The sequence below is a fragment of the Rhodococcus sp. 06-462-5 genome, assembly GCF_002258315.1.
Classification (GTDB): Bacteria; Actinomycetota; Actinomycetes; order Mycobacteriales; family Mycobacteriaceae; genus Rhodococcoides.
This window is the reverse complement of record NZ_NOYD01000037.1, coordinates 1-13611: the sequence shown is the minus strand read 5'-3', so window position 1 is coordinate 13611 and position 13611 is coordinate 1. Positions and strand designations below refer to the sequence as shown.

Here is a 13611-nt window from a genome sequence, read left to right as displayed (position 1 = left end):
CCGCCTCTGAACTGGATCTATGTGTCGGGCTAACAGGAATTGAACCTGCGACCCCTTGACCGAAAGCTGGATCGACAAACTTTCGATGGTCTCACCCGGACCCACCGCACAGCTCCTGACCAGGTGGCTTCGTCCGAACCGGTCCACGTCAATCCACCCCCAGATCCACCGAGTAGTGACGCGCTCGCGACTCGCTCGAATACGGATTGCTTTTCGTGGATCCAGCGAGCCGCCCGACACTCCACGAACGTCCACCGACGCAAAAGCGACTGAACGATCGCCCCTCGACGGCTCGACACCCGGACACCAGGGACACCTCGCGAATGTGTGACCCTCTCGCCCAAGGCGGTATCGGGCTTCGAGCCCGGACTACCTGACGGATCATGTCCGACTCCTCGAGCGACGGATCTCAATTCCGGAGGATGATTCCGACGGACGCCCGCGAATCCATATTTTCATGCTTCACAACAGTTTTCGTAGATTCGGATACTCACCGTTCGATACCGATCCGTACCGACTTGTGTCACTGTCGGGTCAACGGGAACAGTCGATTGGACACACTCGGACCACGATGTCCGATCCCCTACCTACCTGAACCCGGTGTCCGATCTGGGAAACACCTCGATCGTCTGTACGCGTGTGACGAGGCCATCGTTCGTATTGTCGAACTATCGGTCACGAGCTCCGCGCGCCACGTACGAGTAGGTAGATGAAGTAGATTCCACCGATGCAGACGGTCACCAATCCCACTGGAATTGCGCGATAGAACGATTCGATCGTCAGGGCGGCGAAGTGCGCGACCATCAGCAGCGCCGCTCCCATGAACGCCGCCGACGCCATCGACACTCCCGGACTTCTGATCAGACGCTGCGCCAACTGTGGTGCCGCGAGCGCGACGAAACCGATGGGGCCCGCCACCGCGGTGACGACGGCAGTGGTCGACACACCGAGCACGATGAGCAGCAGCCTGGAGCGATTGACGTTGACGCCCAACGCTTTCGCTGCGTCGTCTCCGAGTTCGAGGAGTCTCAGAGAGGACGAGAGAAGTGCGCAACACACGATGACGACGACGAGAACCCCGATCGTCGGCAGCAACCAGTCCCAGCGAACGCGCGCGATCGACCCGGCCCCCCAGAAGCCGACGGAGATCGCGTCACGCACGTTGGCGCGGGTGATCAGGTACGAGTTCACCGAACCGAGAATGGCCGAGACGGCGATGCCGACGATGATCAGCCGGAAACCCTGAACGCCGCCCCGCCATGCAAGCAGGTAGACGACGAAGGCGGTCAGCAGTCCGCCGATCAGCGAGGCCGCTGCGACCACGCTGTAGTTGCGAGTGTTGACCACGAGCATCACCACCACGACCGCCGTATAGGACCCGGCGTCGAATCCGATGATGTCGGGGCTGCCCAACGGATTTCGGGTCAACGACTGGAAGATTGCTCCACCGATGCCCAGAAGCGCACCGAGGACCAGCGCTGCGAGGATCACCGGCAACCGCCACTCGAGCACGATCATTCGGCGAAATTCCTCGCCCCCACCGCCGAACAGGATGTCGAGCGCCTCCCCGAAACCGATCGGGTACTGCCCCATCCCCAACGTGGCTATCGCCAACACCACGGACAGGACCCCCAGAACTGCGCACACGACGAGCGCGCGGACCTGGAACCGTCCGGTGAAGTGCTTCGTTCGTGCAGTGACGGCAGGGTAGCCGTAGTCGATCTCCGACTTCGTCGTCTCTGCCTCGATCGTCACAGTCCACTCGCTTTCCGGCGCCGCACCAGGACGATGAGGACCGGGGCACCGATCACCGCGCACATGACGCCTGCCTCGATCTCGCCCGGTCGTCCGAGTACGCGCCCGATCACGTCCGCGAGCAGGACCATGATCGGACCCGCGATCAGTGAATACGCGAAGATCCACCGCTGGTTCGGTCCGACGAACCAGCGCACGATGTGCGGGATCATCAATCCGACGAACGCCAGTCCACCGGTCAACGCCGTGGCGCCACCTGCCAGGAGCGTCATGGCGACCAGACCAACGATCCGAACTCGCATCACCTTGACCCCGAGGGACGACGCGAGGTCATCTCCGAGGGCGACCGCGTCGAGCTGTCTGCTGATCGCGACGGCGAGCACGAAGCCGAGCACCAGGAACGGCAACACCGTCCGCATCTGCTCCAGCGACGTCGCCGCCGTCGACCCGACGCCCCACCGCCGGATCCGCTCGAACGTGTCGGGGTCGATCAACTGCATGAACGTCGTGATGCCGTGCAGCACCGCACCGAGGGCGACGCCCGCCAGGATCAGCCGCACCGGCGATGCGGTACCGCCCCCGGCCGCCCCGATGAAGAACACGAGCACCGTGGCCGCCGCCGCACCGACGAATGCGAACCAGATGTACCCGGAGATCGACGCCACCCCGAAGACGGCGACGCCCAGGGTGACGGCGAAGATCGCACCCGCGTTCACTCCGAGAAGTCCGGAGTCCGCCAACGGGTTTCGAGTCAAGGCCTGAATCAGCGCGCCTGCCACGGCGAACGCCGCGCCTGCGACGATCCCGATCACGGTGCGCGGCATACGCAGCGTCCAGACGATGCTGGACGCCTCCGAGTTGTCCCTGTCCCACAGGACTCGCCACACCTCGCCGAGCGGTAGCGGATTCGAGCCGAACATGAAGCTGACCAGGACGGCACCCGCCAGCAGCGCGAGGAACACCACGAGTCCGAGAGCTCGGCGACCGGAACTCGTCCGACCGACTTCGGTATCCGGAAGCGTCGCGTCGACGGCAGGTGCACTCACCGGTATCGGCCTTCCGTGGGTCTCCTCGGCCGGGCCTCGATCGCTACCCGGCTGCCGGACGAGGCGTCCGACCGAGGGAGCCTATCAGGCTAGGCTGGCCTCACTAAGGCGGCAATCGACGGAGGAACAGTGGCGCGCAGCACCAGGACGAACGACGTCCACCCCATCACCACCCGTGCTCTGGAGGTCCTTCGCGTCGAGGACGTCACACCCGGAATGCGACGGGTGACCCTCGGCGGCGAGCAACTCCGCGCCTTTCGCTCCGACAGTGGATATCCGGTGGCCGAATTCCGATCCTCGGGCTTCGACGACAACCTCAAGATCGTGTTCTGCCATCCAAATCTGGACGAACCGCTCGTTCCCACGCAGGGGGACGGCGCTCTCGCGTGGCCACGCGATCCACGATCGATCACCCGCACCTACACGATCAGACGCTGGGACCCGGTCGCCGGTGAAGCCGACATCGACTTCGTCAGGCACGGCAGTGGACCGGCCACCAGCTGGGCCTACCGGGCGACACCGGGCGAACGAGTGCACGTGGCGGGGCCCAAGATGTCGAGAAGCTACCCCGAGGGTGTCGACTGGGCGCTGATCGCCGGAGACGAGACCGCGTTGCCTGCGATCGGGAGATGGATCGAGGAAAGTCCTGCAGGACTGCGGGCACAGGTATTCGTCGAGGTCGCCGAGCCCGCGCATCGGCAGGAACTGCCCGTCCGTAACGGGATCACGGTGACGTGGCTGAGCCGCGACGGCGCACCTGCCGGTTCGACGCCGCTGCTCTTCGACGCCATCCGCGCAGCGCCGTGGTGGGACGGGTCCGTATTCGTCTGGGTCGCAGGAGAAGCGACGTCCCTCACCCCGATCCGCCGATGGTTGCGTGAGAACAGGAACGTACCGAAGGACCATCTCGACGTGGTCGGATACTGGCGCCGAAGCGTGGACGAGCCGGATGTCGCCGACTCGGAACCGTCCGAGCACGAGCACGACGATCTTCACGACCGACTTGACCTGTTGCCTCCGTTCGCCGTTCGTGTCGGCGTCACCGTCGGACTGTTCGACGCTCTCGAACGAGGCCCACTGACGATCCCGGCCATGGCGGCCGCCACGCAGACACACGAACAGGGGCTGGGCAAGCTGGTGCGCTACCTCGCCGCGGCCGGCGCTCTGGAACCGGGCCACGGCGACACCTACCGCCTCACCGCAGCCGGACTCGAACTCACCGACGAGTGGCACACGACCGAATTCGACTTGGGCGGCATCCCCGCGCGCCGCGAGCTCGGAGTACTCGCACTGCTCGCTGCGGTCCGAACGGGCAAGGGCGACTACGAGTCCTGGTTCGGTACCTCTTTCCGCGAACTCCTTCGATCCGAACCGGCAGCACTCGAAGCCGACGAGGACGAAGCCGACGTCATCGCCGACACTCTGGCCAAATCCGAGTTGTTCTCCGACGTACGCACGCTGGTGATCGCCGGACGCGGAGCCGGGCGCTTCGCGGGTGCCTTCGTCGACGCCCGCGCGGACGTCACCGTGACCGTCGCGGGGCACCCGAGCGAACTCGCCGGAATCCGCCTCCTGCAGGGTGATCGGCCTCGCGTGGTTCTCGAAGCGTCCAGCATGCTCGAGACCCGCTCGGATTCACCGGACGGCGTGCTGCTGGCGAACCTACTCGATCTGATGCCCGACGAGGACGCGGTCCACGTACTCGACCGCGCCGGCCGAAGCGTCGGTGCCGGCGGGTCCGTCTTCGTGTTCGCGGCGCCGCTCGAACACGCCACCGCCGAGGACTACGAGTACGAAGACGATCTGCTCCACTTCGCACTCACCGGTGGTGGAAGCAGAACCAACGCCGAGTACGACGACCTGTTCGGACGCGCCGATCTGCGGGTGCTGGAACGAGTGACGATCGGCTGGGGAGAAGTGGTGTTCCGGCTCGCGCCGAACTACTGATTCTGCAGTGTCTTCAGCACCGTCAGCCAGTGCTCTATCCGCTGGTCCTCGGCGAGTGCGATGAAGTCCACCTCCGGCAATCCCGCCTGCCGCCACTGTTGCACGAGGGCCATGATGCGGACCGAGTCCATACCCTGGTCTCGCAGATCCACGTCGCGTTCGAGCTCGGCCACGTCGACGTAGAGGATCTCCGCGATATCGGTCAGTGCTTGTTCCTCGGTAACGATCATCGTCCTTCTTCCTGGGAAGTCGCCGTGGTGGTCACCATGGCGCGGTCGGTCACGAGATGGCGGCTCAACGCAGGCAGCCATTCTCGTCGGGGGCGGGCGTCGTCGAGCATTCCCGAATGTGTCGAATCGACATCGACGACAACGAGTTCCGGTACGAAATCACGCCACATCTCGGCCACCCGACCGGAGTGCCCGACGGGCTTGCCTGCGCTGGCGGTGACCAGGAGCGTCGGCCCGTCGAATCGACCTCGAGTAGGTTGTCTCTGCATGAATTCGGCCCGCATTCCCGCAGTCGCCCACGTACGTTTCTGGCTGGGACTGAGCGTGTCGATCTCCCCGGGCGACATGTTGCCGATGCCCTCTTCCCGCCGCGCGAATCGCGCCATGAACTCGTCCTGCACGTCGGTGTCGTGCACCATGTCATAGGCGGAGACACCCTCGGGCATGATTTCGTCGTCGTCACGCAGCGATCCGTCGAGCAGCCTTCCGTCGACGGTGGGAACGGCGTCGAGGATAGTCAACGTGGCGACGTCGTGACCTCGGTCGACCAACCGCCGGACGACGCCGAGAGCCAGGTGTCCGCCGTAGGACCAGCCCAGGATGTCGTACGGCCCGTCGGGCTGTCGAGCAAGGACGGCATCGACGTAGACGTCGCAGAGGGCATCGAAACCGTCTGCGACGACCAGACTTCCGCCGTGGACGGGATCCTGCATGCCCACCACCGCCCACTCGGACGGTACGCCGTCGAGCAGTTGCGAGTAGATGGTCGCGAACCCGTTGTACTCGTGAATGCAGAACAGGGTTCTGCCGCTCGTACCAGGACGCAACGGCACCGTGATCGCCTCCGACGGCGGTACCTCGCGCGAATCCTCCTCCAACAGCCGCGCGATCTCGCCGATCGTCTGCCGGGCGAAGATGTCCTTCACCCTGAGGTCGCGGCCGGTGTCTCGATGCAAGCGCGCGATCAGACGCATCGCGATCAGTGAGTTCCCGCCCGACTCGAAGAAGTTCGCGGTGGTCGAAACCCGTTCCAGTCCCAAGAGATCCGCTACCGCAGCCTCGACGAGAAGTTCTTCGGCGGTGTCAGGGGCGACGTGGACGTCGTCCGCACCGACGATCTCGGGAAGCGCACGCGCGTCGACCTTTCCGTTGACCGTCAGCGGAATCGACTCGAGCACAGACAGTCCCGAGGGGACCATGTAGTCGGGCAGAATGCCTCTCGCGCGAGCGCGCACGTCTTCGAGATCGACCACCGTGCCCGGCGCAGGAACCACGTAGCCGTACAGCGCTACGGCCCCGGACGGCGAGGGACGCGCCACGACCGCTGCCCGTGCGACCGACGGATCGTCGGCAAGGACATCGGCGACCTCGCTCGGTTCGATGCGATACCCGCGAATCTTGACCTGATCGTCTGCGCGACCGAGATATTCGATCGTCCCCTCGGGGGTACGCCGCACGAGATCCCCGGTGCGATACATCCGAGCTCCGATCTCCCACGGACATGCGCAGAAGCGCTCGGCCGACGCGTCGGGCCTACCCCAATAACCGCGTGCCACACCGGAACCGGCCAGGTAGAGCTCGCCTGCCACGCCCGGCAACGTCGGCTGCAGGCTGTGGTCGAGGATGTACGCACGGGTGTTGCAGATCGGCGTTCCCACCGAGGAGGTCTCACTGTCGGCCAGATCGGCTCCCAGAGCGTTGATCGTGTATTCGGTCGGGCCGTACAGGTTGTAGGCCTCGACTCCCGGTGCGTTCCGCAACTGCTGCCAGAGTCGTTCGGGCACAGCCTCTCCGCCCAGCGATACGAACACCACACCGGCCGCGTCCGCGTCCACCGAGCGTCCCGACGGTCGGTCCCGGTCCAGTAGACCCTCGTCGACCAGAAGCTGACCGTAGGACGGTGTGACGTCGAAGCCGTCGACGCGAGCCGAATCGTAGTACGCCAGAAGCCGACCGGGTTCGCGTCGCAGTTCCTCGTCGATGACGTCGACGGTGTGCCCGTCGAGCATCCAGAACAGTTGCTCCCAGGAGGCGTCGAAGGCGAACGAGGTGGTGTGTGCGATCCGCATCGTCCGTCCACCCTGGTGCGCGACGACACGGTCGAAGATCTTGGCCACGTGGTTGACGTACATGTTGGTCAGTCCCCGATACCCGACCGCAACGCCTTTGGGCCTGCCGGTCGAGCCGGAGGTGAAGATGAGATAGGCAAGGTTGTCCGGCCGGATGGCCCCACCGCGTTCGTGGTCGGTGATCGCCGCCGCGTCTCGACCGTCGATGTCGGCGATCACGCCGACCTCGTCCAGATCGACGACGATCCCGGCGACGTGGCCGATCCGTGACCGGTCTCGCGAGGTGACGAGAGTGACGGTCGGTTCCGCAGCGCCCAGCATGTAGTCGATCCGATCGTCCGGGTGTTCGGCGTCGATCGGTACGTAGGCTGCGCCCACTGCGAACACGGCGAACATCGAAATCACCATTCGCTCGTCCCTCGGCAGCAGGAGAGCCACCCGGTGTTCCGGCCGCACACCGTGTGCCAGCAGCAGCCGCGCGTACTGGTTGACCCGCGCGAAGAACTCGGCGAACGAGTACTCGCGGTGCCCCGACACCAGAGCAGTTGCCTGCGGCGTCCGCGACACCTGTCGGCGCAGAAGATCGTTGACCGTCTCGTCCACCACGACACGGTTCTCACCGCTGACGCAGACGAGCGCTTCCTCACCGGGCAGCGACGCCGGGATCCGGCTCACCGGCCGGGCGGTGTCCGAGACCATGTTCGTCAGGATCGACACGTACCGACCGAGAACGCGCTGGGCCTCGTCGTCGCCGAACGCATCTCGTCGGTACGACAGTCGCACGTGCACAGCGTGATTGCCGTCGTCCGCAGACGGACTGACTGCGAAGGTCAGCGGATAGTGAGTGGCGTCGGTGGACGATCCGGACTGGACGTCGATCTCCGCGTCCTCCCCCGGGCCCGAGTCCTCGTACCCGAAGTTCTGGACGACGAAGAGCGTGTCGAACAACGCTCCCGATCCCGCGCGTTCCTGAATGTCGCTCAGTGCGACGTAGGAGTGCTCCATCACGTCGAGCTGCTCGGCTTGAACGCGCTGCAGCATCGTCGCCACCGACTCGAACGGGCTCGAGCGCACCCGAAACGGCAACGTGTTGAACAACAGTCCGATGATGCGGTCGGCATCGACCAGTTCCGGCGGCCTGCCCGACACGTTGTTGCCGATCACCACATCGAACGTCCCGAGCAGCCGGCCGAGAGTCAGCGCCCATGACGCCTGCAGAACAGTCGAGACGGTCACCCCCACCTCGCGTGCGATCTCGTGTACGGCGCGTGCGACGGCAGGGTCGAGGTCGAGGTGTATGTCCGCGGTATCCACCCGACTACCGATGAGGTCGCCTCCACCCGGCCACACGATGGACGGTCCGGCCAGGTCGGCCAGGTAGTCGGACCACGCCGATGCCGCAACGTCGTGGTCTCGGTGCGCAACCCAGTCGAGGTAGTCGCGGAACGACGCAGGCGCGACGCGGTCCGCGTACCCGGGATCGGTGTAGATGTCGAGGATTTCCCCGAGAAATGCATAGAGCGACCAGCCGTCCATCAGGATGTGTTCGGTGGTCATGCACAGTGTCCACAGCTCGGAATCGAGTTCGACCAGAACGAATCGGAGCAGCGGTGGCCGTTCGTGATCGAACGGCGCGTCGCGTTCGGCGTCGAGCAGTTCGGCGGCCGTTCCGTGTTCCTCCGCCCACTCGCGCGCGGTCACCACGCGATACGGGAGCTCGGTGCGCGACGGGATGACCTGAACCTCACCGTCGGCCGTGGAGACGAACCCCGCCCGCACGTTGGGATAGCGGTCGAGGGCAGTGGCGATGGCCGACCTCATCCTGTCCGGGTCGACGTCACCGGTCAGGTCGTAGGTGATCTGCGAGATGTAGGCGTTGTGATCGTCGGCTTCGCGGGCTCGAATGATGTGATAGAGCAGGCCGCTCTGGAGCGGCGACAGCGGCAGTATCTCCACACCGGGCCCGTACCGTTGCGCAATGCGCGCAACCTCGGCCGGCGGTAGCGATATCCGGTCCAGGCGCGCAGCCGAGAGACGGCTCTCGAAGTTCAACCCGCTGAGCGCAACTCCGGATTCTTCGAGCACTCCGGCGATGCCGCGAGCCAACTGCTCGGCGTCGAGTTCGAGTCGGTCGCCGACTCCGACATGTACACGCACTGCAACGCAGTCGTCTGCAGTGCGGCGATCGACCCACAGACTCACGTGGATCCGATTCGCTCCTGCCTGGTTCGGCAATTCGACTGCTTCGCAATCCGTTCGGCGTACCGACACGGTGACCGCCGGATCGGGGAGGTCGTCGAAGAACCGGCGGTGAGTGGGACTTGCGGATATCAGCTCGTACTCGTGCCTGCGCCGAGGGTCCCATTCGGCGGCGGCCGCCAACCGATCGACGATCGCGGCGTCGCCTTCGGCGGCGAGGGCCAGCACGTCCGCGTCTATCGCAGTGAGGAACGTCGACGCCCCATCCCCGAAGGACTCCTCGAACTCGACGATCAGTGCGCCGTCGGGATCGGGGTCGGCGTACGCGCGAGCAAGCGCAGCCAGGAGAACGGCACGGGTACGCGACGGCTCGTCGACATCGCCCAGGATTCGGCACCGGGCGCTCGCCGCCCCTCGGGTGGGACCACTGGAATCACGGGCTCGTGGATCGGCGACATCGAGATCGGCGAGCGAGTCGACCCAGTCCTCCCAGAACGGGTCGTCGAGCAGCTGCGACAGGTCATCCGGTGCATCGGTGTCACGCGGCGGTGTCTCACGTGCTTTGAGCGTCAACGTGATTCCGTCCGCGTACCCGTCGACGAGTTGCTCGATCACCGCGGCGATCGCGTCGAGCCAGTGCGGCTCCGCCACGTCGGACGCGACCAGCCAGGCCTGGTCCCCCGTGTTCTCGATGCGTAGCCGGTCGTGGTGGTCCTGACCGAACAGCGACACGGCGACCTGATCGACGCTCATGCGCTGTAGATCTCCTCGACGTGCGTCGACCGACGGCAGGGCTGTGCGGAGGACTGCGCCCGGCGTCGTGCTCGGGAAGGCCGCGGAGGGAACGTCGGTGGCAGCGAATCGAGACAGCGCCGGAATGGGGGCGTCCGGGTATCGGCTGCCCCACACCAGAAACGCGCGAATCTCGTGTGCGAGCCGTCCGACCGTCGCCACCTCGAACAGCTCGTCGACGGCGTCCACCCCGATGGAGAATCGCCCGTCCGGTCGCTGTTCGATGCCGACGACGAGATCGAACAAGGCTGCGACGGTGTCGTCCTCGGAGTCGGACTCGGACGCCCAGGGGTCGTGAATCTCGAACCGCCGGTCCGTGTCCGGTGTGTCGGCATCGGCGGGGGTGTACACCGCCATGACCTGGAACAGAGGGGAAGCCTGCGACCGCCTACCGGTCAGGACGTGATCGACCACGCTGTCGAACGGAACGTGCTTGTGCTCCTGCGCATCGAGGACCCGCTCGCGCGCACGTCGGAGCGCGGCCCCGAATCCTGTTGACTCGTCGAGGTCGGTGCGGATGACGACCGTGTTGATGAAGTACCCGATCAGGTCGGCCAGGGCAGGATCGTCCCTGAGGTCGATGGGCGAACCGATCGGGATGGACGTTCCCGCACCCTCGTGCCACAGGGCCAGCGCCGCCGCCACGATGATCGCCTGCAGAGGTGTCGATGCCGAGGTGTTCAGGAACGTCGCGACGTCCGCGGAATCGTTGTCCGACAACGCGAGTGTGACGGACCGTCGCGTTCGTGTCGTGACCGTGGAACGGTCGGCATCGATCGGTAGACGCGTCTCGGCAGGGCATCCGTCGAGGGTGTTCTTCCAGTAGTCGAGTTCGCGTCGGTACTGCGAATGCGGGTCGGCTTCCGTTCCGAGCGAGATGCGGTTCCACAGCGCGAAGTCGCCGTACTGGACTGCGAGCTCGGGTAGATCGGCGCGGCCGAGGCCGAGTTCTTGTCGATAGAGCGCACCGAGATCGCGCAGGAGGATGGAATTGGACCTGTCGTCGGTCACCATGTGGTGGCGTTGAAACACCACGAACCCGGAGTCGCCCGACGCGACGACGGTGAACCGCATACCGAAATCTGTTGCAAGATCGAGCTGTTCGTCGAGCAGCTGTTCGATCAGCGACGTCGTCTCGGATGGGCTCGCATCCACGATCCGGACCGGGCTCGGCACCGGGTGGACGATCTGAAGGAGCTCGCCGTTCTCGTCCGGCGAGAACGTGGTCCTGAGGATCTCGTGCCGGTGTACCAACTCGGCGACAGCTCGTTGCAGCGCAGCGACATCGAATTGCCCGACGACGCGCAGAATTTCACCCGTGCGATAGAAGCTCTCGGAGTCGATGTGCTCGCTGATCCACAGTGCCTGCTGCCCGTACGACGCCGGCACGGCGTCGGTCCGCTCGATGTCGGTGACCGACATCGACGTCGAGGTGGACTCGCTGCGCACCGAGGTCATTCCGCAGGCCCCACTCCTGGCGGCGTCGACGCATGCTGCCAGCCCTCCGAGCGACGGTGCGCCGAACACATCACGCAGTGTCAGCACCCCGCCCGTCGCCGCGCCGATTCGTGCCGCCATGCGAGCCGCTGACAGAGAGTGTCCACCGAGTCGGAAGAAGTCGTCGTCCACCGACAGAGTCATGTCGCCCGGCAGGTTCAGTACCTCGCAGAAGATCTGCGCCAGCGCATGTTCGGTGTTCGTCCGGGGTGCGCGGCCGGTCGGCGTGCTCGCAGCCGCCAAGTCGGGACGAGGCAGGGCTCGGCGATCGACCTTTCCGTTGACGGTGGTCGGGATCGAGTCCAAGGCCGAGAAGACCGTGGGGACCATGTAGTCCGGAACCTGCGTTCCCACGAAGTCGCGGAGATCATCGCCGTCCACGGCTGCGCCGGTGTGGTAGGCGGCGAGGTAGTGCCCGCCTGCGGGATGCTCGACAGCGACGACGACGGCTGCGGAGACGGCGGGGTGGCGTTCGATTGCGACGCGAATGTCGTCGAGTTCGATGCGTATTCCGCGAATCTTGATCTGGTCGTCGGTGCGGCCCATGTACTCCAGCGATCCGGAATCGTTCCACCGCACCAGGTCTCCGGTGCGGTACAGCCGCAGGCCGGTTCGCGGATCGGCGACGAATCGTGCTGCGGTCAGCTCGGGGCGTCCGATGTATCCATCGGCAAGCTGGGCTCCACCCAAGTACAGTTCACCGACCACACCGGCGGGCACCGGGCGCAGCCACGTGTCGAGAACGATGGCGCGAGTGTTCGCGACGGGCGCGCCGATGGGGACCGTCGCACCGTAGTTGTCGATCGCTGTCGGATCGACACGGTGGAAGGTGATCTCTCCGGTTTCGGTAGGGCCGTACACGTTGGCGATGTCGCCGGATACGACGCCCGAGAGGGCAGTGCCGAGAGACGTCGGAAATGCCTCTCCTGCAAGCGCAGTCAAGCGGAGGGTGTCATGGGAGCCCAGCTCGGCCTCGACGAAGGCCTGGGCCATGGCGGGTACGAAGTTCACCCGCGAGACGCGGTGTCTGCGGATCGCGTCGCTGAGATACCTCGGGTCGCGATGGCCGTCGCCGGTCGCCAGGACCAGGGTGCCGCCGAAGGCGAGGGGTCCGAATATCTCCGGGACCGACACATCGAACGTCGCGGGCGTCTTGACGAGGACGCGCTCCCCGGCGACCGGATGGACCGTCTCGCCCCAGAGCAACCTGTTGACGATTGCGCGATGGGAGACCATGACCCCCTTGGGTCGTCCCGTGGTTCCGGAGGTGAAAATGACGTATGCGATGTCCGACGGTGTCGGAGGCACCGGAGCAACGATCGAATCCGGTGGATCCAGCGCATCGACCAGGACAACGGTTTCGAGTACGGCGGGGTGGTCCGCTCCAGCCACGTCCGTGACCGTCGCCGCGGCCGAGGCGTCGTCGAGGATGTGACCGATGCGTTCGGACGGGTGTTCCGGGTCGATCGGAACGTACGCGGCACCGGTGCGCACGACGGCAAGCAGGGTCACCACGAGATCCACCGAACGCGCGAGCATGACTGCCACGCGGTCGCCTCGCGTCACACCGCGGGCGCTCAACTGCGCGGCCATCGCCTCGACGCGGGTGGCGATCTCGGAGAAACTGAACTCCGCACCGGTGTGATCGACGATCGCCACTGCGTCCGGCGTTCTCGACATCTGCAGGCGGACGAGCGAATCCAGCGTCGCGTCATCCGCGTGCACCTCGACACCGCGCGACCATTCCTCTGCCCTGATTCGGTCGTCGGCGTTCAGTGCATCGAACGTCGCCACCCTCGCATCGGGGTCCTCGGACAGTCTGCCGAGAAAGTCGACGAATGCAGCCGCGGTGTCGGTGACCGATTCGGGAGTTGCCGCAGTGTCGCTCGATGTCAGGTCCACCGCGAACCCGTGCACCCGATCGCGATACACCATCAGGTCCAGTCGGCCGGCCGGTCCACTCGTGACCGTTTCCTGGCGGCCGGCGATCGACCCGAAGCCGTAGTCGTAATCGAAGGCCTTGACGTTCAACTGCGGCAATGCCGCGTAGTCCTCCGGACCGTTCGGCCACAGTCG

General features: G+C 65.5%; 5 protein-coding genes. 1 reads left to right on the top strand and 4 read right to left on the bottom strand.

Annotation, left to right across the window (positions count from 1 at the left end):
• Positions 1-675: 675 nt before the first annotated feature.
• A complete protein-coding gene (locus CH251_RS16825) occupies positions 676-1749 on the bottom strand; it encodes an iron chelate uptake ABC transporter family permease subunit (RefSeq protein WP_094614227.1) in 1074 nt (357 codons plus the stop codon).
• A 2-nt stretch (positions 1750-1751) separates the two neighbouring features.
• Complete coding sequence (locus tag CH251_RS16820) at positions 1752-2801, bottom strand: iron chelate uptake ABC transporter family permease subunit (protein ID WP_094614166.1); 1050 nt, start codon at positions 2799-2801, stop codon at positions 1752-1754.
• A gap of 129 nt (positions 2802-2930) precedes the next feature.
• On the opposite strand from CH251_RS16820, the gene CH251_RS16815 reads away from it, so the two are divergent.
• Positions 2931-4748, top strand: coding sequence for a siderophore-interacting protein (locus CH251_RS16815; RefSeq protein WP_094614165.1), 1818 nt, complete (start codon positions 2931-2933; stop codon positions 4746-4748).
• Here the strand turns inward: CH251_RS16815 and CH251_RS16810 are convergent.
• Both CH251_RS16810 and CH251_RS16805 read right to left on the bottom strand, forming a co-directional pair.
• On the bottom strand, positions 4742-4978 hold the full coding sequence (locus CH251_RS16810; protein WP_032403517.1) for a phosphopantetheine-binding protein: 237 nt from the start codon (positions 4976-4978) through the stop codon (positions 4742-4744). The two genes, CH251_RS16815 and CH251_RS16810, sit on opposite strands and share 7 nt — an antisense overlap.
• Positions 4975-13575 carry a non-ribosomal peptide synthetase gene (locus CH251_RS16805; protein ID WP_218828311.1) on the bottom strand — a complete coding sequence of 2867 codons (8601 nt, stop codon included), beginning with the start codon at positions 13573-13575 and terminating at the stop codon, positions 4975-4977. The genes CH251_RS16810 and CH251_RS16805 overlap by 4 nt, the downstream gene beginning before the upstream one ends.
• Between the last annotated feature and the right edge of the window lie 36 nt (positions 13576-13611).

Excerpts from the sequence above, each read along its gene's own strand:
- CH251_RS16810 (WP_032403517.1), bottom strand. The coding sequence starts at position 4,978 with ATGATCGTTACCGAGGAACAAGCACTGACCGATATCGCGGAGATCCTC.